21 protein-coding genes are annotated in these 26,152 nt (G+C 63.0%); 14 read left to right on the top strand and 7 right to left on the bottom strand.

Translation table 11 applies throughout. From position 1 onward, the window contains the following. Positions 1–543: 543 nt before the first annotated feature. The 10 genes from NN5_RS07380 to NN5_RS07340 all read left to right on the top strand — a co-directional run bounded on the left by NN5_RS07380 (position 544) and on the right by NN5_RS07340 (position 9,348). Positions 544–1,530: an SPFH domain-containing protein gene (locus tag NN5_RS07380; protein ID WP_067733468.1), complete on the top strand. Its 987-nt coding sequence runs from the start codon at positions 544–546 to the stop codon at positions 1,528–1,530. Positions 1,531–1,581: 51 nt separating this feature from the next. Then, positions 1,582–2,256: a DUF4178 domain-containing protein gene (locus NN5_RS07375; protein ID WP_067733467.1), complete on the top strand. Its 675-nt coding sequence runs from the start codon at positions 1,582–1,584 to the stop codon at positions 2,254–2,256. Further along, positions 2,253–3,527: a DUF4178 domain-containing protein gene (locus NN5_RS07370; protein WP_245656315.1), complete on the top strand. Its 1,275-nt coding sequence runs from the start codon at positions 2,253–2,255 to the stop codon at positions 3,525–3,527. Before NN5_RS07375 ends, NN5_RS07370 begins: the two co-directional genes overlap by 4 nt. Continuing rightward, positions 3,524–3,667, top strand: a complete 144-nt coding sequence (locus NN5_RS26275; RefSeq protein WP_169800964.1) for a hypothetical protein — start codon at positions 3,524–3,526, stop codon at positions 3,665–3,667. Before NN5_RS07370 ends, NN5_RS26275 begins: the two co-directional genes overlap by 4 nt. A 32-nt stretch (positions 3,668–3,699) precedes the next feature. Continuing rightward, positions 3,700–3,909, top strand: a complete 210-nt coding sequence (locus NN5_RS07365) for a DUF350 domain-containing protein (protein WP_067733463.1) — start codon at positions 3,700–3,702, stop codon at positions 3,907–3,909. Then, a complete protein-coding gene (locus NN5_RS07360; RefSeq protein ID WP_067733461.1) occupies positions 3,902–5,446 on the top strand; it encodes a polyamine aminopropyltransferase in 1,545 nt (514 codons plus the stop codon). Before NN5_RS07365 ends, NN5_RS07360 begins: the two co-directional genes overlap by 8 nt. Continuing rightward, a complete protein-coding gene (locus NN5_RS07355) occupies positions 5,436–7,067 on the top strand; it encodes an NAD(P)-binding protein (protein WP_067733460.1) in 1,632 nt (543 codons plus the stop codon). The genes NN5_RS07360 and NN5_RS07355 overlap by 11 nt, the downstream gene beginning before the upstream one ends. Before the next feature lies 1 nt (position 7,068). Next, complete coding sequence (gene speD / locus NN5_RS07350; RefSeq protein WP_084384795.1) at positions 7,069–7,482, top strand: adenosylmethionine decarboxylase; 414 nt, start codon at positions 7,069–7,071, stop codon at positions 7,480–7,482. 112 nt (positions 7,483–7,594) lie between these two features. Beyond that, positions 7,595–8,875, top strand: a complete 1,281-nt coding sequence (locus tag NN5_RS07345) for an SDR family oxidoreductase (protein ID WP_067733458.1) — start codon at positions 7,595–7,597, stop codon at positions 8,873–8,875. Next, positions 8,875–9,348 carry a DUF2269 family protein gene (locus NN5_RS07340; RefSeq protein WP_067733457.1) on the top strand — a complete coding sequence of 158 codons (474 nt, stop codon included), beginning with the start codon at positions 8,875–8,877 and terminating at the stop codon, positions 9,346–9,348. The genes NN5_RS07345 and NN5_RS07340 overlap by 1 nt, the downstream gene beginning before the upstream one ends. A gap of 225 nt (positions 9,349–9,573) precedes the next feature. Here NN5_RS07340 and NN5_RS07335 read toward each other — a convergent pair whose 3' ends face one another. Together NN5_RS07335 and NN5_RS25010 are read right to left on the bottom strand one after the other, a co-directional pair. Further along, positions 9,574–10,722: a threonine aldolase family protein gene (locus tag NN5_RS07335; RefSeq protein ID WP_084384794.1), complete on the bottom strand. Its 1,149-nt coding sequence runs from the start codon at positions 10,720–10,722 to the stop codon at positions 9,574–9,576. Positions 10,723–10,843: 121 nt separating this feature from the next. After that, positions 10,844–11,641 carry a helix-turn-helix domain-containing protein gene (locus NN5_RS25010; RefSeq protein ID WP_084384793.1) on the bottom strand — a complete coding sequence of 266 codons (798 nt, stop codon included), beginning with the start codon at positions 11,639–11,641 and terminating at the stop codon, positions 10,844–10,846. A gap of 134 nt (positions 11,642–11,775) precedes the next feature. On the opposite strand from NN5_RS25010, the gene NN5_RS07320 reads away from it, so the two are divergent. Further along, positions 11,776–12,747, top strand: coding sequence for a threonine dehydratase (locus NN5_RS07320; RefSeq protein ID WP_245656314.1), 972 nt, complete (start codon positions 11,776–11,778; stop codon positions 12,745–12,747). A 142-nt stretch (positions 12,748–12,889) separates the two neighbouring features. On the opposite strand, the gene NN5_RS07315 is transcribed toward NN5_RS07320, so the two are convergent. After that, a complete protein-coding gene (locus tag NN5_RS07315) occupies positions 12,890–13,933 on the bottom strand; it encodes an SDR family oxidoreductase (protein ID WP_067733451.1) in 1,044 nt (347 codons plus the stop codon). A 72-nt stretch (positions 13,934–14,005) separates the two neighbouring features. Here NN5_RS07315 and NN5_RS07310 point away from each other — a divergent pair, with 72 nt between their 5' ends. Then, on the top strand, positions 14,006–14,440 hold the full coding sequence (locus tag NN5_RS07310) for a MerR family transcriptional regulator (protein WP_067733450.1): 435 nt from the start codon (positions 14,006–14,008) through the stop codon (positions 14,438–14,440). A gap of 125 nt (positions 14,441–14,565) precedes the next feature. On the opposite strand, the gene NN5_RS07305 is transcribed toward NN5_RS07310, so the two are convergent. Beyond that, positions 14,566–17,958, bottom strand: coding sequence for a DUF2339 domain-containing protein (locus NN5_RS07305; RefSeq protein WP_067733448.1), 3,393 nt, complete (start codon positions 17,956–17,958; stop codon positions 14,566–14,568). A gap of 131 nt (positions 17,959–18,089) precedes the next feature. Between NN5_RS07305 and NN5_RS07300 the strand changes: the two genes are divergently transcribed. Then, positions 18,090–19,235: a sterol desaturase family protein gene (locus NN5_RS07300; RefSeq protein WP_067733446.1), complete on the top strand. Its 1,146-nt coding sequence runs from the start codon at positions 18,090–18,092 to the stop codon at positions 19,233–19,235. 814 nt (positions 19,236–20,049) lie between these two features. Beyond that, positions 20,050–21,453, top strand: coding sequence for an MFS transporter (locus NN5_RS07295; RefSeq protein ID WP_245656313.1), 1,404 nt, complete (start codon positions 20,050–20,052; stop codon positions 21,451–21,453). Here the strand turns inward: NN5_RS07295 and NN5_RS26800 are convergent. The 3 genes from NN5_RS26800 to NN5_RS07285 form a co-directional block, all read right to left on the bottom strand. Then, entirely contained in the window at positions 21,419–22,414 is a 996-nt protein-coding gene (locus tag NN5_RS26800; protein WP_245656312.1) for a phospholipase C/P1 nuclease family protein, read from the bottom strand. The two genes, NN5_RS07295 and NN5_RS26800, sit on opposite strands and share 35 nt — an antisense overlap. A 25-nt stretch (positions 22,415–22,439) precedes the next feature. Continuing rightward, positions 22,440–23,510: a YdcF family protein gene (locus NN5_RS07290; protein WP_245656310.1), complete on the bottom strand. Its 1,071-nt coding sequence runs from the start codon at positions 23,508–23,510 to the stop codon at positions 22,440–22,442. 146 nt (positions 23,511–23,656) lie between these two features. Next, positions 23,657–26,149 carry a TonB-dependent receptor gene (locus NN5_RS07285; protein WP_067733444.1) on the bottom strand — a complete coding sequence of 831 codons (2,493 nt, stop codon included), beginning with the start codon at positions 26,147–26,149 and terminating at the stop codon, positions 23,657–23,659. Positions 26,150–26,152 lie beyond the last annotated feature (3 nt).

Raw genomic sequence — 26,152 nt, 5'->3', positions numbered from 1 at the left:
CTCTACGAGTTGATCCGGTCCGGCCAGATCGAGACCATGAAGATCGGCCGATCGGCCTTCATCCTGTGCCGGTGCCTGCGACGGTTGATCGATGACTGAGTCCGTGAGAGGGACGAATGAGATACCCTGACAAAGGGCCGAGCGGTATGTCGCGCTTGCGATTGGCTTGTCCCTCCGTAAGCGCGGTCATTGATCCGTAACCAGCCAAGCCTTCCGAGAAAATGCTCCAGCTCGTCTTCGTCGGCGTTGTGACAATCGCGACTCTCGGGTTCAGAGCGCCACCGCGTCGATTCCAGACACCGTGCGGTAACAAACGTGCCATCCGCCGTCGGCGGCAGAGCGGACGTTCGGGCACCGAGCCTACCTTCTGAAACGCGTCGTTCATTCGCATCGTTCGATGACTTGGAAACAGCCAAGGCTGTGGCACATCGATGACTTGAACCTTCCAGCATTCAGTAGAGTATTCCAGAGCGCTGCGACGTTCTTTGCAGTCGCCGCCAAAGATCTTATGGGAGATCAAGATACTGGCGGCAGGACTATCCCATGTTCGGTTTTCTGAAGAAGCAGTTTGTCGACGTCATCGAGTGGCTGGAGCAGCCCGGCGAACTCGCCTGGCGAGTGCCGTTCGAAGATCGTGAAATCCAGAACGGCGCGCAATTGACGGTGCGTGAAGGGCAGGTCGCAGTGTTCCTCAACGAGGGCTGCGTGGCGGATATCTTCGAGGCGGGCCTGCACCGGCTCGATACTGCAAACCTTCCCGTGCTCACCAATCTCCTCAACTGGGATAAGGGCTTCAAATCTCCGTTCAAATCGGACGTACTCTTCCTCTCGCGCAAGGAGCAGCTCGCCTTCAAATGGGGAACGGCCCAGCCGGTGACGGTACGCGACAGCGAGTTCGGTGCGCTGCGAATCCGGGCCTTCGGATCCTACTCTTTCCGCGTGGCAAGCGTGGAGCCCTTCGTCGAGCGCGTAGTGGGAACCCTTGAGGAAGTCACCACCGCCTCATTGGAACCACAACTGCGCGCCGCGATCCAGACCGCACTGGCATCGGCACTCGGCGGCGGTGCAGTGCCCTTCCTTGATCTGGCCGCCAACCAGCAGGCCTTGTCCGAGCGGATCCGGGTGGAAGTCGACAAGGTCTTCGCCCAGTGGGGCCTCGAATGTTCGAGCCTGTTCGTCGAGAGCGTTTCGTTGCCGGAAGAGGTGCAGGCTCACCTCGACAAGGGGTCCTCAATGCGCGTGCTGGGGGATCTGGCGCAATATACCCGGTTCCAGACGGCCGAGGCGATCGAGCAGGCGGCGGGCGCAGAAGGTGGTGTTACCGGTATCGGCGCGGGGATAGCCGCAGCCAGCACGCTGGGCGGGGCGATGTCTGCCGGGCTCGGTGCGGTGCCGTCCGTTAGCGCTCCGGCCGCCGAAGAAGACCCGATCCAGACGATCGAGAAGCTCCACAAGCTCGTCACGCTTGGCGCCTTGAGCCAGGAGGAGTTTGACGCCAAGAAAACCGAACTGCTTTCGCGCATCCGCTGAGGCTTTGGCGCATCTTCGCGCAAAGGGGAAACTTTCTGGGGGACTGACGGCGTGATCAACTGCCCGTCGTGCGGCGCAGCCCTGCCGGTTCGGGGCTTCGGCGTGCCTTACACCACGTGCCATCATTGCCAGGCCCTGATCCTGCGGCAAGGCCAGTCGGTCGAAATGGTCGGCAAGGTGGCGGTCGTGCCCGACGACATTTCGCCGGTCCAGATCGGCACCCGCTTCCGGCTCGGCGCCGAAGACTTTGTTGCCGCCGGGCGCGTACGCTGGGCCTGGAGTGGCGGCTCGTGGAACGAATGGTTGCTGTTTTCCGCCGCGGGTCGCTCGCACTGGCTGGGCGAGGCAATGGGCATGTACATGCTGACCGCTGAATGCCCCGATGCGCTAGTCGATCCTCAAGTAGTCCGCTTTGCGCAGGGTGCAGACCTCGCCGTGGGACAGACGATCAGCTCTGGCACAACGCGCTTTGCGGTCACTGACATCAAGCGCGCGGAGTGCCTCGGTGGCGAAGGCGACCTGCCTTTCCCCGCCCACAGCGGCCGCACCATGACTAACGTGGACCTGCGCGGCCCCTCGGGCGAGGCGCTCTCGCTTCAGCGCGATGCCGAAGGAACCAGTGCCTGGCTGGGCACCTGGCATGAGCTTGCCGACCTTAACCCCTCGTCACTGCGCGAACTGGAGGGATGGTCGCTTCCTTCCGGATTTCCAGGAGCAAGAGCGTGAAGCGCGTCGGCAGCAGGGCCAGAACCATAGAATGCCCCGCGTGCGGCGGAACGCTGGAAGTGCGCGCAGCAGGTTGGTCGGTAAGCCTTGCCTGCCGGTATTGCGGCTCAATCGTCGATGTCTCGCGTCCCGAGGTTCAGATCATCACGGCCTACAAGCGCGCCGAAGCGAGTTTTGCGCTCGAACTCGGCGCTCGCGGCGAACTTTTCGGACAGGAGTGGCAGGTGATCGGCGCCCTCAAGCGACGCGACGCCCTGTACAGGTGGCAGGAATTCCTGCTGTTCAATCCCTATCTCGGGTATCGCTGGCTGGTGGTCTGCGACGGTGAGTGGCAGTTCGGCACCATGCTCCTCGATCGCCCGGCAGAGGTAAAGAAAGGCGTTAGCTGGCGCGGCACCGTCTATCGTCGGCAGGGCCAGCCGCAGACGACGCAAACCGAATTCGTGATCGGCGAATTTTACTGGCGTGTCGCGCGCGGTGACAAGGCCGAAGCCTCGCAGTTCGAGCGCGGCGACGAAGTTCTCTCACAAGAACTGGTCGACGGCGAGGAGACCTGGACCCAGCTAGTCCCGGTCGATGGGGACGACATCCAGGCCACCTTCGCCCCGAACCGCCGTCGCCAGCCCCGGGCGAAAAAGCCGCAAGGCGCCCTCTCCTTCAAGTCCGATTACGGCCGTGAACGGGACGACCTGCCCATGATGTTCGCTGCCGCGTTTGGCGCTGCGATCATGACATTGCTGGCCATGGTCCTGATCGCCGGCCCGGTCGAGCGGGCCAGCACCCAGATTTCCGCGCCTTACCTGACCACGCTGGAAGGCCACAAGGTCGGCACGCTGACCGTGCGGCGCCCCTGGCAGTTCATCCGGGTGCGAGCCCAGGGCGCCTATTTCGACAACCACTGGGTCGATCTCGACTATAGCCTCGTCGATCAGGCGACTGGCCAGTCGATCGACAGCTATGGCCTGGTCGAGCGCTATTCAGGCCGTGATTCGGACGGCCCCTGGACCGAGGGCGACCGCAGAGCGGATACGCTCGTCGGACGGGTCCCGGCAGGCACGTACGATCTCTACGTCAATGCCCAGGCGCATAGCTGGCCGGTCGATGCCCCGCCCCCGAGCACCGACGCCTGGGCCGACGCGGCAACGATCGACGTCGCGATCGAGGCTGAGACCGGCGCACTGCCCTGGGGCAACTGGTTCACCCTGGTCGTGCTGCTTTTCACGGTGCCTTGCGTGATCACCTGGAACCGCTGGAAACACCACTTCTCATGACCCCGCGCCTCCTCATCTTCTGTCTATGGTCGTTGCTACTGGCGCTCGGCACGATGATAACCTCGTACTATGCATGGTCGCCCTATTCGAGCGAAGAGCGCCCTGTTGCCGGCCAGTCCTACGGCCCCACCCACAAGTAGTTTCATCCCATGCTCGGCAAGGAGCCCTCGACATGCTCACGCTTCCCATCTTCCTCGCAACCCTTGGCTACGCGCTACTCGGCATCCTGATCTTCATCGTCAGCTTCGTGCTGGTCGACAAGCTGACGCCGGGCGAACTCTGGCGCGAGATCATCGAGCGCAAAAACCTGGCCGTGGCGCTGCTCGCCGGCGCTGTCGCCATCGGGATCTCGAACATCATCGCTGCGGCCGTGCATGGATGACGAAACTGCGGCGAGCGAGAACGGGGAGAAGGCCCCCGCCTCGCTCGCAGTCATTCTGCTGGTCTCCGTCCTTGTCGTCGCGACTTGCGGGCTGATCTACGAACTGCTCGCGGGCACGCTCGCCAGCTATCTTCTCGGCGACAGCGTTACGCAGTTCTCGACGGTGATCGGCGCCTATCTCTTCGCGATGGGCGTAGGCAGCTGGCTCTCGCGTCATGTAAGGCGGGACGAGATCGGCACTTTCGTTCGCGTCGAGGTGATGATCGCGGCGCTGGGAGGGTGGTCGGCAGCGGGGCTGTTCATGCTGTTCCCGCTCGTGGGCGACTTCCGGGTCGTGCTCTATGCGCTGGTGCTAGCGATCGGCGTCCTCGTCGGGCTCGAAATCCCGCTGCTGATCCGCATCCTGCGCCATCGCTTCGCTTTCCGCGAGCTGGTCTCGAACGTGCTGACCTACGACTATGTTGGCGCGCTGGTCGCCTCGATCCTGTTCCCGCTGGTCATGGTACCCAAGCTCGGCATGATCCGCACTGGCTTCGTCTTTGGGCTCGCCAATGTTGCGGTCGCGATCGCGCTGCTCGTGGCGCTGCGCCGAAAGCGTCGTATTGGCGCAGACTTGGCGGCGGCACTGGCAGTCATGGCCAGCCTTGTCGCGGGGCTGACGACGGCCGATACGATGCAGCGCTGGTCGGAAGTCGCCTTCTACGGCGAACCGGTGATCCATGCCCGCTCGACGCCCTACCAGCGAGTGGTGATAACCCGTCGCGGCAGCGACCTCAGGCTCTACCTCAACGGCAATCTGCAGTTCTCGACCCGCGACGAATACCGCTACCACGAGGCGCTGGTCTGGCCGGTGCTGGGCCGCGTGGCGCACCCCTCGCAAGTTCTGATCCTGGGCGGCGGAGACGGGCTGGCGGCACGCGAAGTGCTGCGCGACCCGCGCGTCCGGCATGTTACGCTGGTCGATCTCGACCCCGAAATGACCCACCTGTTCCGCGACACGCCGCAACTGGCCGCGCTCAACCACCGCTCGCTGTCCTCCCCCCGCGTCACGGTGCACAATGCCGATGCCTTCCGCTGGGTGCGCGATGCCAGAGGCAGTTACGATGCCGTGCTGGTGGATTTTCCTGATCCCACAGAGTTCTCGCTCGGCAAACTCTATACCGAGAGCTTCTATCGCGAGGTCGCGCGGCTGCTCGCTCCGCAGGGGGTGATGACAGTCCAGAGCACCTCCCCGCTCGTGGCCCCGCGATCCTACTGGACGGTCGCATCCACACTGGAAGCAGCCGGTCTGACCGCGCGGGGCTACCACGCCTACGTCCCGAGCTTCGGGGAATGGGGTTTCACGCTCGCAGCGCACCATCCGCTGTCCGACAGCGTCGCACTGCCTCGCGGCCTAAAGTTTCTGACCCCTGCCAGCGAGCGGGCGATGTTCGATTTCCCGCCGGACATGGCGCGCCGCCCGACGCCGGTGAACCGCCTCGACAACCAGGCCCTCGTACGCAGTTTCGCCGAGGAATGGGGCAAGTATGAAGGGTGAGGCAACCCGCCGCCAGGTGCTGGCGGGCGGATCCCTTGCTGCTGGCGCTGCCATGCTGGGCGGCTGCGGCGAAAACCCGATCCCCGGGACGCTCGCTGGCGCCGACTGGCAGCGCGGCCATCTTCTCCGCGACCGCAAGTTTCCAGATCCCACAGGCCCGATCGAGGACATCGGCGTCGTCATCGCCGGTGGCGGGGTGGCAGGACTAGCCGCAGGCTGGCGCCTTGCCGAAGCGCGCTTTTCCTCTTTTCGGCTGTTCGAACTGGAAGATTCGACCGGCGGCAATGCACGCTCTGGCGCCAATGCGATCAGCCCTTATCCGCTAGGCGCACACTACCTGCCCGTCCCCAACTGCGAGGCGACGGCACTGCGGTACATGCTGAAGCAATTCGGCATGATCGTCGGCGAAGAGAACGGCGTGCCGGTCTACGATCCCTACCAGCTCTGCGCCGACCTTGAGGAACGGCTGCTCTGGCGCGGGCGCTGGCACGAAGGACTCTTCCCGCAGCAGGGGCTCGACGCCGGGACGCGCGTGCAACGCAACGCCTTCGATGCCCGCATGGCGCAGTTTCGCACAGCCACCGGCAGAGACGGTCGCCCCGCATTTGCCAGCCCGATGGCCCTGTCGAGCGCGGATCCGCGCTTCCGCGAACTCGATGCCCTCAGCTTTGCCACCTGGCTCGATGGCCAAGGGTTCACCGCTCCCACCTTGCGCGCCTACTTGCGCTATTGCTGCCGTGACGATTACGGGAGCGAGCCGGAACAGGTATCAGCATGGGCGGGCATCCACTACTTCGCTGCGCGGCGCGGTTGGGCGGCGGGTGGCGACGGCGATCGCGAGCTGACCTGGCCCGAAGGCAACGGTCGCCTCGTTCACCTGATGGCCGGACGCATCCGGTCGCACATCGCCTCCGCACACAGCGTGTTCCGGGTTCGGCAGGAGGGTGACGGTGCGCTCGTCGATGTCTTCGATCATCGCGCGCAGACCAGCCGCCGCTTCCGTGCGCGAACGGTCGTTATCGCCATGCCGCACTTCGTCGCAGCACCTCGCGTCGTCCCTTGGATCGCCACCGGAGATTTCGATCCGCGCGGCAGCTACCAGTATGCGCCTTGGGTCGTTGCCAACGTCACCGTCTCGCGCCCGCCTGAAGGCAAGGGCGTGCCGCTTGCCTGGGACAACGTGTCCACGGCCAGCGAAGCGCTAGGCTACGTCGTCGCCACGCACCAGAGCCTATCACGCGACGCCGGTCCCACCGTCCTGACGTGGTACCTGCCGCTGTCGAAGGAGAGCCCGGAACAGGCCCGCAAGATGCTGATGACGCGCAGGCTGGCGCAGTGGCAGGCTATCGTGCGCGACGACCTCCTCGCGATGAATCCCGACCTCACGGGGGCCATCCGGCGGATCGACGTCTGGCGCTGGGGTCATGCGATGATCCGCCCCTCTCCGGGCTTCCTGAGCGATCCCGCCCGGCACGCGGCCATCGCCAGCCCACCGCCGATCCTGCATGCCCATTCCGACATGAGCGGCCTGTCACTCTTCGAAGAAGCGCACTATCGCGGCGTGATGGCCGCCGAGGCCGCGCTCACCCACCTCGACCATGCATTCGAGAGCCTGACCTGACATGGCGCACCAGCCCGACACCAGCCTCCATCTCGTCGCCGATCTCGGAGACTGCACGCACCTTGGCGACCTGGCATACATCGACGCGTGCCTGCGCGAAGCCGCGAGCGCCGCGCGCGCCACCGTACTAGACGTGCGGCTCCATCATTTCGGCGACGGCATGGGCGTGACCGGCGTTGCGCTACTCGCCGAATCCCACATCTCGATCCACACCTGGCCCGAACACGGCATCGCCGCGATCGACCTTTTCGTATGCGGCAAGGAGGCGGACGCTGCCGCAGGTCTCGAAGTGATCCGCAAGGCCCTTCATGGCACAATCCGCCTAAGTCGGACGATCGAGAGGCTGGGTATGGCGATTGGAGACCAGACCGCGAGCGAAACTCCTGCCGCCTTGCTTCTACCGAAATTTCAGTGAGCAATTAGCGCGCGGGCACGGAGCCGATGACAGTCACATATCCGAGAGTCCTTGAGAGTGGCCATTCATTGACGTTCGCTGTGATGCTACCGGAGTTGTACAGGGGGTTTTCATGCAAATTCTGGTACTTGGCGCAGGTGGCTTCATCGGCCGGCATATTGTGGCTGAACTACTTGCTGCCGGCCACAACGTTACGGGGGTGGCGCGATCTACGGAAACTCTTGCGACGGCGTTCCCTGAAGCGACCTTCGTTGCGCTCGACCTCGCGAAAACTGTCGGTCCGGAGGATTGGCTCATCCACCTCTCGGACGTGGACGTCGTCGTGAACGCAGCGGGGGTATTGCGCGGGCCGGACATGGCGGCAATCCACGTCAACATGCCGAAGACCCTCTATGAAGCCGCGACAACTGCCACGGTCCAACGGACAGTCCTGATTTCGGCGATCAGCGCACGTGAGGACGTGGCGACGGACTATTCCGCGTCGAAGATTGCGGGCGAGGCGGTATTGCGCTGTTCTGGCCTCGACTACACGATCCTCCGTCCTTCGCTAGTCTACGGCGATGGGAGCTATGGAGGCACCTCGCTACTGCGAGGAATGGCTGGCCTGCCCTGCGTCGTGCCCCTGCCTGGTCGAGGTGATTTCGCTTTCACGCCGATCCATGTGAACGATCTGGCACGGACGGTACGAATTGCCTGTGAGGGTGGATTGCCGCCGAGGCAGATGCTCGAACCAGTCGGCCCCGAGACGATCAGCCTAAAGTGTCTGCTCTCGCGCTATAGGGCGTGGCTAGGCTTTGGGCGAGCGCGCTTCATTCATGTGCCGATGCCACTCATGCAGTTGCTCGGACGCTTTGGCGATCTGGTGGGTGATGGCCCGATCGCAACCAACAGTCTAACGCAGATGGTGGCTGGAAACGCTGGCGACAGCGAAGCCTTTGCCAAGGCGGTGGACTTTGTTCCCCGCAGTCTCGGTGCGGCACTACGCGACAGACCCGCCCAGGTGCAGGATCGTTGGCACGCGAGGTTGTTTTTCTTCGCTCCCGTACTGCAGGCCACACTCATCCTGATGTGGCTGATGTCGGCTTGGCTGGGGCTCATGTACGGAGCGCCGCAAACCGAGGTCCTCGTACATAATTTCGGCATGCCAATGGGGTGGGCCGATCCGTTGCGGATCGGAAGCAGCGTTCTCGATACCCTGGTCGCCGCCGAGTTGCTTTTTGGGCGCTCGGCGGCACGTGCTGCCCTGGTGCAGCTAGCAATTGTGTGCGGCTACACCGTGGTGATCAGCGTGGCCCTGCCGCAGCTTTGGCTCGATCCGCTCGGACCGCTTCTCAAAAATCTGCCGGTGATGGTGGCCATCGCCATCTATGGAGTAATCGGAAACAAGCGCTGATGGATTTCTATCTGTTCGTCAAATGGGTGCATGTCGTCAGTAGCACGATCCTGTTCGGCTTTGGCGCCGGCACCGCATGGTATTTCTGGAATGCCCACCTGACCCGAGAGCCCGAGATAATCGCGCGTGTCGGACGCATGGTGGTCCAGGCGGACTGGATTTTCACCGGCACCAGCGGAATCGTGCAGCCAATCAGCGGCATTCTGCTAGTCCACCTCGTCGGCTATTCCCTGACCGAATCCTGGCTGCTGCTCACCTATGCGCTCTATGCCCTTGCGTTCATTTGCTGGGCTCCCGTCGTCTGGCTTCAAATCAAGGCCCAGCGTCTTGCGCAGTTCGCCGCCCAGACGGGACAATCACTTGGGAGAGAGTATTACCGCACCATGCGGCTCTGGTTTGCGCTCGGATGGCCTGCATTTCTCGGACTAATGGGCGTGTTCTGGCTGATGATCGCAAAACCCGTTCTGTGGTGACGCTGCTGCTGCTGCACCAAACAATCACCTGCAAAACGGACATTCCGAAGCACTTCGGCCGTTACCAAGAGCGGTCGTCCATTGATCCGTTCTGACCGAGAAACGAGCGGCCTGTATAAGGCGGCATCTGGAGACTGTTAAATGGTGGCAATGTCGAGGATCCCAGATGGTTCGGAATGGCACGCAAAGCGATGAGCTGATGTTTGCTCAACTGGCTATTTCCCTTCAGAACAGCAGAGCGATAGCCTCAGCGAGTGCCTCATTTTCCAGTGCCAAGCTGGCTTTCCCCATCGAAATCTCGACCTGACAGGCCGCTTGCCCCTCAACGGTTTTCAAGGTTCCGAACAGCCAGATTCCGGTCTCGCGCGCGACACGGTCGCGGGCTTGGAGTAACTGCTCCTCTTCTCCCTCAAGCCTCAAGTGGAACATGCTCGTGTGCGGCGGATCGGGTATCACGCTGGCGCGCTCATGGCAGCTGAACAGCGCGGCCACCTGTCGGGCACGCTCTACCAGCAGAGGCATGCGTTCGAGGCAACCGGCAAGGTTGAGCCGAGCCGAGATAATGTTGGCCATTGCCGAATGCAGTGTCCCGCCCTGACGGCGCTGCCAGATTGCCGCCTCGTCGACAAACTCACGAGGGCCAAGCAGCATCGCACCCGCAAGCGCGCCTACGTCCTTGTAGAATGACACGTAGACAGAGTCGAAAAGCGCCGCGATTTCGGACAGGCTGCGGCCATAGGCCGGCGCCGCCTGCCACACTCTGGCGCCGTCCAGGTGCAAGCGAATGCCGTGATCCCGGCACAATTCGCTAAGCGCCACCAGTTCTTCCCACGAGGGCAACTGGCCGCCGATTTCGCGCGCCGGCAACTCGACGAGCAAGCTGGCGAGGCCCGTTTCGTGAGCTGCGCCGCCTGGGCCGATCAGTTCTATCACATCGCCTGCGGTCGTCGGTCGGTTCGCGTCGCCGACGAGATGTGCGCTCAGGCCATGCAGTTCGCGATAACCGAATTCTTCGTGAAGCTCCAGGTGCGAGGTCGGGTGGAAGGCCGTAGTCGGGTTGCCGGCACGATCGCTCCAGATACGAAGCGCTATCGGCTGGGCCATGCAGCCGGACGGCATGAAGCGTGCGGCGGGCATGTCAAACAACGCCGCGATCTCGGCTTCGAAGTCCTCCACCAGTGCGCCGGTACCATAGACGTCAGGCTGCACTCCCGGCACGAAGCCTCCACCGAGGTCCCGGCTGCCGTTCTCGCGCAGCCAGGCCGCAATCGCCTCGAACGGCTCGGCCGGATGAATCGGGCCATGACCAGCGAGGTGACGGCAGGTGAGACGCAGCCGCGTACGTTCGGCGGCCAAGGCTTCGGCTTCATTCATGGATGGCCTCTTGCCGCCGGCAAGCGCTCACAGCAAGCCCATCGCTGACGTCCACGATGTCGGCCAATCCGGCCGGGTCGCTCTCGAACGAAACGGTATCGAAGGATCGCGCGCTGCCCGATCAGCCGGATGCCTGCCCGACCTTGAGGTCGCTTGGCACGAATCCAAGCCGATGCCGGAAGAGGTTGCTCATATGAGCATGCGATGCGAACCCGCATTTGCTGGCGATGATCGCTAGCGAAGCATCATTGGCCTCGATCAGCACGCGCGCCCGGGCAAGGCGGCGGGCGATAATGTGATCGCGCGGAGATCGCCCCGTTGCCTCGCGGAACGCCCTGGCGAAGAACCCGACCGACAGATTGAGGGCACTCGCCAAATCCGCGACGAGCAGGCCATCAGATAGCCGTTCTTCGATCAATTCGTCGACTTTGCGCAGGCGGTTCGGAGTCATCCACGAGCGATATGACGGACTCTCGCTGCTACAGATCGTTTGCAGTCGTTGAACGAGGCCCAGAGCGAGGTCCTCCACCTCCAGGCAGTCGCCGCCCTTGATCAGCGCTCGTCTCAACCTCCAGCCAATCGGGTTAGCCTCATTGTCAAGAACGTCGCGCATGCATCGCTCGCCTCCGAGGTCGGCATCGAGCATTATGCGGAGATACTCGCCGCCGCCCTCCGAACGGGAGTAAACGTCGCAACCTGCCGGCAACCAGGCCAGACTATTTGCGCGAACCTGGAAAGCCTGGCGGCGATCGCTACCCAGCGCGTGCTCCCCAAATTGCGGATCAAAGGCGAAGCCGAGAATTCCGCTGGAGGCAACGTACTGAGTGCAATAGCCGGCCGGAGGCAGAAGCTCGATCTGCCAGGCGCCGAGACGCACGCGCGGGATTGCCGGGATTGGAAGAGCGGAGAGTTGAGCCATGCTTTCAGCCTAGACTATCCCATGCTCGACTGATCCATCGTTTTTGTCGGCCAGCGCGATTTCATATGCGATGCGTGAAAGACGGAATCCTGTGATCCACTACGATGCCTTTCGGAAATTCTGGAGGCAACAAAGTGAAAATTACTCGCAGCGATATTGAAGATGCCCTGGGTATTGTCCGGCGCAGCGTTCCTCCGACTCCCGCATACGCCTGGCCATTGCTGGCGCGAAGATGTGGAGCAGACGTTATTGTCAAACACGAAAATCACACACCTACCGGCTCGTTCAAGGCGCGAGGAGGTCTTGTCTTCGTCGAACGGTTGCGTCGGCAAGGGAAGCCGGCCGGATTGATTACCGCCACTCGCGGAAACCACGGCCAATCGCTAGCCATCGCCGCCCGCGCAGCCGGAATTCCGATCCGCATCGTCGTGCCTGAAGGCAATTCCGCGGAAAAAAACCTTGCGATGGAGGCGTTCGGAGCTGACCTGGTCGTGCACGGGCGCGATTTCGATGAGGCGAGGCAGGCTGCCTATGTCGAGGCATCGACGCTCGGCTATTTCTTCATCCCCTCTTTTCATCGGGACCTGGTCTGCGGCGTCGCGACTTATGCGTGGGAATTCTTCCACGAGCATAAAGATCTCGACGCCGTCTTCGTTCCGATCGGCATGGGTTCTGGCATCTGCGCCCTGATCGCCGTGCGCGATCTCATGCAACTGAGAACGGACATCGTTGGGGTCGTGGCGGATCAAGCGCCCGCCTTTCACGCCTCGTTTCAAGCCAGGCGACCGATACTGGGCCTTCCAGCAACCACGTTTGCCGATGGCCTTGCCTGCCGCGAACCACAACAGGAAGCGCTCGATGTCATCCTGCGCGGAGCAAAGGACATCATACGGGTCACGGAGGACGAGATCGCAGAAGCGATGCGCGCCCTCTTTACCGACACGCATAATGTTGCCGAAGGCGCCGGAGCCGCCGCATTTGCCGCTCTTTTGAAAGAGCGCACCGCTTATGCCGGCCGACGTGTCGGAGTTGTCCTTTCCGGCGGAAACGTGGACCGGGAAGTGTTTGCTCGGGTTCTGGCCGGAGGAGTACCTGCGTCCAATTAGAATAACCCGGCCCATTTGCGTGGCAGCGCCGGAACGGTGGTCAGGACCATGCTTGCGGACGGCCGGGATACATCCGTTCATGCTGGCGTTGCGCGTCGGCCGCGCGGTTGCCCAACTCCGTATGAAGTGATGCCAGCCCCACTCACGCCGGAATGACGCCATTGGTTCGGAACCATGCCACTTCGTCGCGCAGCGTTTCCTCTACCGGGCGAAAGCGCAGACCGAGTTCGCGTTCGCTTTTGGCCCGGTCGTAGCGCGAGCGATCGTCTTCCGTTGCGACCGTGCGCGCCATCGCCCAACTCAGCAGAACCGGGCGTCCCGTGAGCCGGGCATAGACTTCGTAGCCGGCAGCGAGCAGGTGCATCAACCACAGCGGGATGCGCCGGCTCGGCGGCGTCACGCCCGCCGCCTGCGCGACCAGCGGCAAAAGATCGGCCATCGTCATGTGTCGTCCGGCTGCCAGATAGCGCTCGCCGCGCCGTCCCCTGTCGTTGGCCAGGATCATGGCTCTTGCGACATCGCGGGCATCGACCACCGAGAAGGAGCCGGGCGGAACGCCGGGCAGTCGCTTGAGCGCCACGTCGATGACCGTTTGCCCCGCCGAGGTCGGTCCGATGTCGCCCGGTCCGTGCATCCAGCCGGGTAACACCAAGGTGGCCCAGAAATCCGGATGAGTGTCGAGAAAACCAAGCACGACTCGATCCGACAGGATCTTGCTGCGGTAATAGTCGTCGGCGTCACGCTCGTCCCGCAACATGCTCTCGTCAATAACCGCGCGGCGTGCGCCGTGCAGCACGGCGATCGAACTGGTCTGAACGAAACGTCGTACACCCGCCTGATAGGCATGTTCGAGCAAATGGCGCGTTCCCTCAACATTGACGGCGTGGAGTGCCTCCCAATGCCGCCCGCCCTTGTAGGAGTCGCGAAAATAGGCTGCGGCGTGGAAGATGGTGTCGACCCCGGCAAGCGATGCCGCGAAGCCGGGCACATCGAGCATGTCGCCGCGCAAGATGTCCACGTCGATCCCTGCGAACTGCCGCCGCGCCTTGTCGGGAGATCGGACCAACGCCCGCACGCGCCAGCCGTCCGCTATCAGTTCACGCACCAGATTGTTGCCGAGAAGGCCTGTCGCCCCCGTTACGAGCGCCAGGGGCGAGGATGGCCTATTCTTTACATCATCTGTCATGTGTCAGCTCCACAAACGAGGGAGCCAGTCCTATAAGGCTTGACCATGGTCCATGGTCAAGGGTGATTTTCGATGCTGATCGGGGAGTTCGCGAAGCGTACCGGCCTCAGCCAGGATACCGTTCGATTCTATGTCCGGAAGAAGCTTCTGGCACCGAAAACAGGGGTCCGAGGCGGTCGCAACCCCTATCAGATTTTCTCGGAGCGGGACGTCTCCACCGCGGTGATGATCCGGTTCGCGCAATCCCTCGGCATGCCGCTCAAGGAGATCGCGGAAATCGCGCTCGAACTGGCCAGCAACGGCCTGTCGGCAGAGCGAGAGATGGAGATCATCGACGTTCAGATCGTCAGGCTTGAACAGAAGGCCGCCGATCTTGCGAAACTGCTTGGCTATCTACGCGCCAAGCGGGACTGGATGGCGCGTGCCAAGCCCGGCGACGAACCGCGTTTCTCCGAGGATGGGCTTTGCCTCACCACGATGGTGCCGCCAATGACGCCATCAACCTAGAACGGAGCGGACTACGCAAAGCGTACCGACGCTGCGGCTTCACTTTCGCAGTGATCGCTTTCCACGACCGGACGCTTCAGTCGCCTGCCGGCGGGGAATGTCCTCCGCTCGCAACAGGAGCCGGATCAATGCCCTTCCCGGCGCAACTGGCGCGAATAGAGCCAGCCGATGCCGATCAGACTGAAGCCCAGTGCCACAAAGCTCGCAATGCGCAGCAGCCCTGACAGCCCCGCGGCATCGAACAGGAACACCTTGGCGACGGCCAGCAGCATCAGTACGAGACTGGCGATCCGCCAGCTATGACGCTCGGTGCGGATGCCCCACAACAGGTACCCCACCGCCAGTGCAATGCCCAGAATTGAGCGGAGGATATCCTCAAGCGGCGTCACGCCAGCGACCGTGAGCAGCGTCCCGTGAAACACGTGACGCAGGCTTGCCCAACCAAACATGGCCACTGTCGCCATCAGCACAGGTTGCACCATGCGGTCCATTGCACCAGCCCAGTCCGGGCGCACCCGCGCGATGAAAACGAGACAAGCCGGCAGCGCGGCGAAGAGCGGCAGGAGAAGATTCGCAACGGGAAAACCGCCTGCTGCCTGCGCGGTCCATAGCGGGTTATGGAGAAGCAGACTGTACCATGCGACGTGCCATGCCGCGACGATAACCAGCATCGGTGCGACGCTACTTGATAGAGCAGCCCCTCCCCGCTTCCACAAGACCGCACCGGCAGTCACCAGAAGACCGCTCCACAAAAGCCGTTCGCCAAGACCGGTCGCGACGAAGTCAATGCCGAAAACAGCAGCGAATCCGATGCGATAGATGCAGTGCGCGGCGATCATCCCCGTGACACTGACAAGACCGACGGACCAGAGCCACGCTTGGCGAGAAAGCTGCCCGCGCAGCGATCCGAGCGCGCTCCCCACCAGCAAAGCCGGCAGCAGCAAGCGCCGCAGCACCGCCAGCACGGTCAGTTCCGGTACATCCAGCGCCATCGGCACTCCGGCGAGCGAAAGAATTCCCCGATAAGTCCATTCGACGAGTGGGATGAAGGCCCAAGCCGCGCTCACGCAAGTCAGGACAATGCAGGCCGTGCGCAGCCGGGGCCAGGCAATACGGTGGCTCCAGAAGGCGATACCGGCTAAACCTGCCGCGGGCACCAATGGCAGAACGATTGGGGGCACCACCTGTGCCATCGCACCGTATACCAGTAGCGCGGCCGCGCCCTGCGCGATGTCACGCTGGGGAGCAAGGCGTGAACGCACGGCAAGCAGTGCCCCCATTGCAGCCACGCCAGCCCAGCGCAGCAGCGCAAGTGCACTGGCCTGGCCATCGCCCGCACCAGACAGGTTCTGCCACTCACCATGCGGGTGCGGACCGGTCACGCCCAGCAGAAGGACCGCACCTGCTGCGAAAAGCAGGATCTGCACCTCAGCGGCGGGCGCTTCCCGGCGGCGCAAGGCCTCCAGCGCAAACGCGGCAAGTAAGGCCATCGCCAGCGGAAGCGCCCATTGCGGCACAAGCTGCGCCGCCAGGCCATAAGCGAGCGCGGTACTCCAGAAGTAGGACGGCAGCCTGGTTGCTGTCCGCTCGCCCCGCCATGCGAACAGCGCGAACAGCAGCGACAGGCCGCCCCAGCGCAGAATGGCGGTCCAACCGTTGGTCGGAACGGCCGCGCCGAACAGGACCAGCACTTCGCCCACACGCCCGGCAAATATCGTTCCCAGCAGGCTGAACAGGGCAAGGCCGGTGTAGAAGACGGCCACGGGTTCGACGCGAGGATCGGCTGAAGGCCGTGCGATCATCAGCAGAGCGGCGCTCACGATGCCAATCCAAAGCGGGGCTTGCCAGTGCGGAAAACCCATCCAGGCAGCAAACGACAGGAGCGCACCGCCCGTCGCCAAAAGGAGCGCGAAGCGTACGTCCCCGGTCCGGTCCGGCACCTTCCAGCCCCGCGCGGCGCCTGCCAGGACCAGCAATGCGCCCCCGGCCGCGGCAAACGCGCCGGGCGTCTGAATCTCACCCCAGGGGGCATGGAAGTGGCGCAGGACGACGAGCGGGGCAGCGGCGGCAATGCCGCTGAGTTCAACAGCCGATCGCACGCAGGCGGGATCGCGCCAGAGTTTCGCCAGCAGAGGGAATGCATGGATCGCGGCAAGCGACAGGCCAGTGGCGGCGAGCCAGTAGCCGGTGGGGTCTGGCCAGAGCAGCAACAGCAGAACCGACAGCGCCGCGCCCAGTGTCGGCACGATGTCGAGCGTGCGGTCGCGCCAGGCCAGCCATTGGCCAGCGGCGGCGATCAGCGCGAAGAGCCCCCAATGGAGCGGCTGGTAGCCGCCAATGGCGACGAGGAGAGCGAGTTGGGCAGCGCCGACAACAGCGCAGATAATGCGAAACAGGCCAGCCGCCGCGCCTTCGAAGGCGAAAAGCGGCAACGCTATCGCCAGCAGCAGCACAAATGTGCCCACCGAGAGAGCGCCAAGCATCGCGAGTGCTTCACCTGCCAGAACCAGCCATAAGCTCCAGCCTGCCCCGCCCGCCAGTGCCATCAATGCAAGCCAGGGCCAGCGCTGGAAACGGCTTACACCCACAAGCCCTGCAATGGTGAAGGCAAGATAGGTCGCCAGCATCGGTACGCTGGCATCCATGCCCACGGTCAGCGCCGGGGCGGCAAGCCCCCCTGCAAGCCCCAGCAGCGCGCTCGGCATGCCGTGGCGCAGCGAGAGCCACAGCGCTCCTGCCGTCACCGTCGCAAGGCCAACAAAGGCCGCAAGGGGGGAGATCAGGCTATAGACGTTGGCGGCGACCAGCAACGCAGCATAAAGCGTCGAGATGCCCGCACCCGAAAGCGCCTGGCTGACGCGCGGGTCCTGAACCTTCTGGCGGGCATGATGGGCCCATTCGGCACCGCCGATCAGGCCCAGCCCGAAAAGCACGCCGCAAACCGCCTGCACGCCAGGTGTGAAGACTTGATGGAAAAAGCCTGCATCGATGGCATACTTGACGATCAGCACGCCAGCGATGGCAAGCGTGATTCCGCCAGCCCAGATCGGCAGCTTGCGTCCGAACAGGTCTTCGAAATTGAACGAAGCACGGTGCGGCTCGCGCTGCGTATGAAGGGCTGGCTCAAAGTCGGCGGACCGCTCATACGGTTCGGATTGGGATTCGCTTTGCAAGCCGGTCGGGTTCTCGGGAGCGGCAGAGATCGCGGAGGGAAACGATGGTACCACCGCATCGGGCACTTCCGGCTCCATCGGAAGCGGCGCATCCGGCACCCACTGAGCTTCCGGTTCCACAGGGGCCACCTGAGGCTCAGGTTCGACTGGCGAAGCTGCCGCTGGCGTCACCGCAGCGACCGGTGTCGTTGCTTCGCGCGGCAATTCCTGTCCGGCGGCGATGCGGCGTCGCAATTCTTCCTCGACCAGCCGAAGCCGATGCTCCAGCCGGGAAATCCGCGAGCCAGCGTTCAAAAGCAGCGGCAGTCCGACCAGCACGATCAGCGTAACGACGAATCCGGTCATGTCGAATCCTCCTCGACAGGCACGCTACGCACAAAATAATCACTGTTCAATAACAAATATACATCGTTCAATTAACCTCTTGACCGTGTTTTCAAGCTATAGGTCCGAGCGATTGCACATAGGAAACAGCGATGCGAAGCACCTATTGGGAACAGTTGAAGAGAGACCTTGAGGCACCGATAGAGGCGCGCGGACTGGGGACTGGCTGGTTCGCCGGCTTCTTCGCGATCCTTCTCGCCTTCGTGGGCTTGAGCATGGTGGCGGCGATGCGCTGGCCCAGCTGGTTCGCGATGCCGGAGCTCGATGCAATCCGCCAATGGGGTGGTTTCCGCTCTGCAATCCACGTTTCCCTGATTGGCGCCTATGCGCTTGCGCTGCTCAGCCTGATGCTGCGTCCACACAAGGTCCTCGGTGCCACGGCCCTGGCGCTGGCTCTCGGAGCCACGATCATGGGCGGTGCAGCAGTTCAACCGCAGGAAACGCAAGATTGGGGAATCTTCTTCGGTCTCGACTTTTTCGTGGTGAACATGGTCGCATCCGGACTGATGTTCGCCCCGATCGAGCGATTGTTCCCGCACCGCCCCGAACAGCGGCTGTTCCGCACCGAATGGCGTGAGGACCTGTTCTATTTCCTGCTCAGCTCGATGCTGGTTCAGCTCATCACCTTCCTCACGCTTGCCCCGTCAAGTTTCGTCAATACCCATTGGGACTGGCTGAGCGGCACGCGTGCGGCCGTCTCCTCGCTACCCTGGCTGGTGCAGTTTGCGCTCGCCATGATGCTCACCGACCTCGCTCAGTACTGGTTTCATCGCTTGTTCCACCGTGTGCCGTTCCTGTGGGGTTTTCATGCTGTGCACCACAGTGCCCGCTCGATGGACTGGCTGGCTGGCGCGCGGATGCACTTCATCGAGATCGTCCTGCTGCGCGGCGTCACCTCGCTGCCCTTGTTGACGCTCGGCTTCCTGCCATCGGTGATGCAGGCCTATGTCGGGCTGGTCTATGTCTATTCCTCACTGGTCCACGCCAACCTCAGCGGCGATTTCGATCGGCTCGGCAAGTGGCTTGTCATCCCGCGCTTCCACCACTGGCACCATGCGATCGAAGCAGAGGGCGTCGACAAGAACTTCGCGATCCATTTTCCTGTCATCGACAGAATCTTTGGAACCCACTATCTGCCCGACGGCAAGTGGCCTTGCGGCTATGGCGTGCCCGAAGCGGTACCGTCAGGGTATGTCGCCCAGATGAAGTACCCGTTCCGTCGCAAGCGAAACACCTGAACCGAACCTGTTTCGCATTTCCCCCGCCCCCCATCGCCATATCGGCCATGGGGCTCTCGACAACGATTGGCTTGGAACGGACCAGTCCGCCGGTCATGGCCGGCACCGCCTTGCCAACACAAATGCTGTGACTGGGGGATGGTTCAAAGCGCCCTGCCGTCCTGACTTTCGCCATACGGCTGTAAGCTGTCCATCGCCCCTCGCCCGGCTTCACGCCTGCCTGGTTGCAGGTGCCCCAAGTAGAATGGCTATAACGATGCGAAGGGGTTCATCATCGCAGAATGCCAATGCGCACTGGTATCCGCAATGTCGGCGCATCAGGAACGGCGACTTCTGAATCAAAGGTTTGGAATGCCGCCGTTCACCCATAACCTAGGGAACTAGCGACATCTGCCGACACAACCGTCATGAGAATGACCGCAGCTCACCTCGAAAACCGCACTTCCGTTCAGGTAAAGAAAAACCCGGCCGCATTCGACCGGGTTTAGAAGTTTGGGAGAGGATGCCTGAAAGGCACTCGCTTTTTGTGCATCGCAGCATGATTTAGCAAGTGCAAAAATCAGTAGACCCTTTGCAGGTCTTGCACGTCAGTGCGGTGCGGCATCTCTCGCCGCCATAGCGGGCGCACATAGCCCTGCATCCATGCCCTCAAACCCGCCATCCATTCATCGGGTCATAACTGACCCACGCCAACCGTCGCGGCAATGTAAGATTCCTCATCTAGCTCGGAGGTCCCTCCGAAACCTTTTGGCATTGTGGCCACAGATTGACGCCGATCTCTCCGCCCGAAGCATGTAGTCCCACGAACAACGAGATGAGCACATACCGCAGTCACTGGCGATTTCGCGAGTTGCGCTTTGTTGCCTATTCGGCAGCCAACTTTGGCAAGAATCTCGTGTTTTCGGGAGCGGATCTCACGTTCCTGTTCATTCTTACAGAGTTGCTGGGGTTGCCGGCCGGCCGCGCGGCGTCACTCATGCTTGCCGCCTTGGCCGGCGATCTGGTTTTCGATCTCCTTGCGGCGAAGCTGGTCATCGCTCTTCGCCAGCGTGGCCGAGGCTATCGCTGGCTACTGGCGACGGGCGCGCTTCCTTGCGGCATCGCCTTTGCACTGGTCTATTCCCTGCCGTCCCTGCACATGCTCGGCACTTGGGTTCTGGCCCTTACGCTCATGGTCTTCCGGGGCGCCTATGCCGTGATCGATGTACCGCATAACGCACTCATGGCCCAGGTAACGCTCGACAGCAGCGCCCGGGGACGGGTTTCCGGCTACCGGCGCTTTTTCAGCACGGCCGCGTCCCTGTGCGTTGCCATGATCCTGACGCCCTTGGTCCAGGCTGCGGCCCATACCCATGAATTTTCTGCACTGTCAGCAACCGGCATCTGTGCCGGGGCCGCTTTCGTCGCGACCATGATCGGCAGCGCCCTGCTTTCCCTGCCCCTCACGCCCTCCCCTCCGCCGCATGTCGTGCGCGGCGACGGCATCGCGGTCCCCCTTGGCGATCCATTGCTCATCGCGATGGCTGCGATTGGCGTACTCTCCGGCTTTGCTGTGCCCGCCTTCGAACGAATGCTGCTCTATCTCGGGACCTATGTGTTCGAAGCGCCGGCACAGGTGCCCAGGCTGCTTTTCGCGCTGTCTGTGGGACAATTCGCCGGCGTGTTCCTCTGGACGAGCCTGACACGATGGATCGGCAATCCCCGCCTGCTTGCGCTGGGCCATGCCATGTGCGCCATCTGCCTGGCGATGCTTTATTTTTCGCTGGGGTCGAACTGGGCGATGATGATCTGCGTTCTGCTTCTCGGCATTGGGCAGACCAGCGTCTTCATGTTGCCTTGGGGTATCCTGGCAGACGTTGTCGACATGATCGAATGGCGCCATCGCCGCCGCTACGAAGCCGGGATCTTCGCGTTCTATCTCGTTATCGTAAAGGCCAGCGGCGCAGCCTGTTCCGCGCTAGTCGGCTTTGCGCTGGAATGGTCAGGGTATGCACCGCAGGTCGCGCAGAACGACACCACGAAAGCAGCCATGCTTGGTCTGGGGCTGGGATTGCCCCTGACCGGCTCCCTTATCGCCATCGCAATAGCCAGCCGCCTGCGCATCGATCACGCCACCCATGCGCGCGTCATCTCCGCGCTGGGCCGCAGGAACGGTGCAGCCAGAACACTTTGGCCGTCCGCGATCAGTCCGCTGGTGCCGAGCCCGTCTCCGGATTGAAGGCCGGATTGCCAAAGTCGATCGGCGAAGGCGAAACCTCGGGCGCAGGCTTGGCGCTTTCCGCCCATGCCCGGCAGAGCATGTCCCGAAGCATCGTCGCGCCCTGCGCGGTCTGCGCGTAAATGAGTTCGCGCACATCCTTGTCCGCGAAGTTGCTGAAGCCGTCGCGCTTTTCCAGCTTGTAGACGGTCTCCATCTTGCTGCCCGCCGTATCGAGGAAGGCCAGCACCGCGGCAAACATGTCTCCGCTGGCATGCCCGGGCACTCCGATGCGCGGGGCGATGTCCTTCACCGCAAGGCCCATGCCTTCCACGAAACGGGATTCGAAGCGCCCGTGGATCGAACGGTCGCGCGTATATCCTTCCGGATCGGGCCCGCGCCAGCCGTCGGAATTGACCGAATCGTGCAGCGGCTCAGAGCCATCACCGATATAGTGGGCAAGGCGGATCGCGTGGAAGGCGCAAGCCTGTTCGGCAAAGGCGGGGTCCTTGCCGGCCGCCTGCGCCGCACGCACAAGGCGCATGCACACGATCAGCCGCTGATAGTTCTCCATGGCTGCATAAGGCAGCGTGCCGGTCCAGCGCACGTTGGTGCGCGCGGCGGCGGCCGGATCGCTGTCCTTGATCGCCTCGTAGTGCTTGTAGAGCGCGATCACGAATTCGTAGCGGGAACGGGGGATCGTCTTGAGGAAGGCGAACTGCTCGCGAAACCAGCCATGGTTGGGATCTTCCTCGATCTTCGAGAAACCTTCCCAGTTTGCCCGCCAGGCATCGGGCAGGGTTGCGGCGGTAGCGATATAATCCTCGTACTTGCGCAGGAAGACCGGCCCGTCATCCGGAATCGCCTCGATCGCGGCGCGGTCGATCACGGCATGGGCCTGTTGGCCCCATGCCAATGCCGTGCCCGGAGTGATGGCAAGAAGAACGGCAACCGTCAGGGCGCCGGCAAACACGTTGCGCATGGGGCAAAAACCTCCGGGGATTGGGTCAGGGGTCGAGCGGATCGCGGGGATCGACCCGCGCGGACGATGCAGACGGCAGGAAAGTGAGTTCCGTGGGCGAAAGGCGCCGAACGACCTTGCCAGGCTGATAGCCGAGTTCGCGCGCATTGCGCTGGGTGAAAGCGTCACTTTCGATGTACGCGCTTTGCCCCTCGTTGCACACGATCAGGGTTTCCTTCGCCAGCGGCGCGCCCATCAGCATCAGCATACGGCTTGCATTGCGCAGGTTGGTGGTGGTGTGGCGCGCATAGGGCTCGATGACGATGGCATCGGCGGGAATGCCGTAGCGCTCGATCAGGGCCTTGCGCATCTGTTCGGCCTCGGCGAAGCGGGTCGCGCGCGGATGGGCCCGGCCCCCGGTGAGGATGATGAACGGCACATCTCCCTTGGCGAAGCGGGCAGCGGCAAGGCGCACGTGATACTTGCCGAAGGGGCTGAGCGGCATTCCACGAATTTCCGGACCGACACCGGTCACGATCATCGCCGAATAGCGCCAGCGGCTCCAATCGATCCCCGCGGCCCGCGTCATGGCGGGGGCATTGAGGCCTCCGGCCAGCGGCTCGAAACCGATCGCGTCGGTACGGTCGCTTCCGTCCAGCAGCGCCAGGGCAAAATCCACGCTGGTATCGAGAGCCTGGATCGAGCCGGCGCGCGGAGTGCGCGCCAGCCAGGCCGCCGCCTGCAAACGGGCCTGCCGCTCTTCCGGTTCGATCGGCCCGGCGCCGTCGATCTGCGGATAGCCGGGCGCCATGCCCAGACCATAGGTCCGCACGATAGTGTTTATGCCCTGCAGTTCACGCGAGAGCGCGGCCGCGTCTTCATTCGCCGCCTTGGAAACGGGAGGCATGGCGGCGGCGAACGCCGCGATCTCGGCCTCGCTCCAGATCATGGCCTGTGCAAGGCAGGCCACATCCGCCGCGCAGGCCGCGCGCCGCGCTTGCCGGGCGGCAAGGACCGGAGCAAGGCGAGGCACCCGGCGCATTGCGTCGAGCCTTGCCGGGTCGGTGCCCAGACTGTCCAGCACCGGAAACAGGCGATGCGAGAGAACATCGTCCACCGTGTCCCGGACGGCGCCTGCACGAGCCTGATCCTCAGTCGGCGTGGCCCAAGCCGTATCCGTCCCGGCATGTGCCGGGACGGAAAGGAGCGATAGGAGACCCGCCAGGAGGACAGTCGCGGCGGGGCAGCGGTGAGGCACGCCCATTACCAGGACTTGCTCACGACGAGACGGAAGTTGCGGCCATAGATCGGGCGGCCGTAGATCGCCTCGGCACTGCCCTGACCGCTGAGACCATCGGTACGCGTATTGCCCTCGGTCAGGCCGTGGGCGTTGAACAGGTTGTCTCCCACCACCTGCAACTGCCACGATCCGTGGCTCGCGGTAACGCCTGCACCGAAAGTGCCGAACGCAGCCATCGCGGTATTGTTGTAGATATCGACGTAGCGCTTGCCGGTATAGGTGTAGCGCCCATAGACCGAGATGTCCGTCCCGCCGCTGGTGAAGTTGAAGCTGGGGCGGATGTTGCCGTAGATCTTCGGCTCGCGCACGATCTGGTTGCCTTCCGCAAGCGACGGATCGGCGCCCTGCGCGTTCTCGAAATTCTTGTACTTGGGATCGGCGAGAGTGAGCGCGCCGGTCAGCGAGAACCAGGCAACCGGCTGGAAATGCCCGTCGAACTCCACGCCCTTGATCTGGGCCTTGCCCACGAAAGGCACGGTCTGGTCGTTGCGGCCCGTGGCTGGATTGTAAGCCAGGAACGACGAATTGAGCGGGTCGAAGTCCGAATAGAACCCGGTCACATAGAGGTAAGAGCGCCCGGAGCGCAGCTTGAGACCGGCCTCGAACTGGTTGACCTTCGTCGTGATGTTCGACGGCGTGCTTTCCGACATCGCGGCCGAAACACTGTAGGGCTGCTCAAGGTGCGAAGCGCGGCCGTAGATGCCGACGGAACCGCTGAAGTCGTAGTTCACGCCCGCCGTCCAGTTGATCGAGTCCGGCGAATATTTGCGATTGATGATCGTGCCGGTGTACCCCCGGGTCGTATCGTCCGCCAGCGTGGTGGCATCGCCCAGATTGACCTGCTCGGTCTGCGCCGCCCAGCCGGTATAGTGGTACTTCTCGTAACGGATGCCGGCGTCGATGCGCAGGCCCGGCAGCACCGTCCAGGTATCATTGCCATAGAGGCCGTACATCGTCGCGTCAGTGTCGCCCCTGGCCAGCGTCGTCGTATAATTCAGCACGCCGTTGTCGGTGACCGCCCCCAGAACAGCGCCCGAGGAAGAATAGGCGACGAGGTCGAGAAGCGCGGGCTGGCCCGCGACCTGCATCAGGTAGTTCTGATAGATGACGTCGCGGCTCTCGCCATAAGCTGCGGCATAGAGACCGACCTTGATGTCATGTTCGCCGATGCCGGTGTGGAAGGTGCGCGCGACCGAGAGATCGCCCTGCCCCGAATAGAACTTCGAATGAATGTCGCGGTACTGCGCCTGCATGACGAGGCCCGACTGCGTGTAGGGATCATAGACAGTGCTGGTCCCGGCATAGACATAGCCGAGGGAGGTGACGTCGCTGCCGAATGCGGTCTGCGCCTTGGTCAGGAAACTTGCGGCGTATGTATCGGCGTCGGCCGGGTTGGTCGTCGAATAGAGCGCAGCAAAGTCGAGCTTGCCCTGCGTGTAGCCGCCCTTTGCCGAAACCAGCCAGTCGCCGAATTCGCCTTCGTACTGGAGGCCGACATTCACCATCTGCATGTGGCGGCCATCCGAAAGGTCGCTGTTGCGGCTCTGGATGTTGCCGGCACCGTCGCGGTACTGCAGCGTGACGTTGCGCAGCTCCGGCGTGTTCAGCGTGCCGGTGAAGTAGTCGATGTACTTGTTGAGCGAAACACTGGGATCGGTCGGATCGGCTACCGGGATCGGCAGATAGAACACGTTGTGGTCGTTGACGTAGTTGAGGCTCAGCTTGATCGAGCCGTTGTCGAAATCATGCTTGATGTTCGCGCGCAGCTGGCCGCCCTTGTCGTTGGGGAAGCCGTTGTCGCGGTAACCATCGTGATAGCGCAGGAAACCGCCGATCGCGTAATAGGTGTTACTGTTGATCGGGCCAGCCTGATAGGCATCAAGACGGTACAGACCGGTATCGCCGAGCGTCACCTGCGCCTTGCCGCGCGGGGTATCGCTGCCGGTCACGGTGATCTGGTTGATGATCGCGGCCGAGTTGCTGGCGTAGATCGGCGCCGGGCCACCGCGCACCACTTCCAAGCGATCGCTCATCAGGTCGTACTTGATGAGAGCATCGCCGCGCCAGAAATAGCCGTCGTTGTCCTGGAACAGGGTGATGCCGTCCTGCTGAAACGCAACGAAGCTGCCGTCGCTGGGCAGGCCGCGCAGGCGATAGATGTTCTGGACTTCACCGCCGGTCGCCTCGGTCTGGAAGCCGGGGAGCTGACCGATCAGGTCGGCCATGTTGACCGGCGCGATCTTGGCCACCTCATCCTGGTTCAGGGTGTTGATCGCATAGGACACATCAAAACGGCGCTCGGCGCGGGTTGAGCCGGTGACGATGATATCGCCCGCCTCTTCGCTGGTGTCTGCGCCCTTCGATGCGGGCTGCGTGGCTGTCTCGGCATTCGCGGCCGCGCTGCAAAGCGTGATGGCCGCAAGCGCGCTGCCGCAGGCGAGAATAGTCTTGAACATGTG

Source organism: Novosphingobium naphthalenivorans NBRC 102051 (assembly GCF_001590985.1).
In the GTDB taxonomy this organism is placed as follows: domain Bacteria; phylum Pseudomonadota; class Alphaproteobacteria; order Sphingomonadales; family Sphingomonadaceae; genus Novosphingobium; species Novosphingobium naphthalenivorans.
The sequence above is the reverse complement of the archived record's forward strand: the minus strand, read 5'-3'. Positions and strand labels throughout refer to the sequence as shown.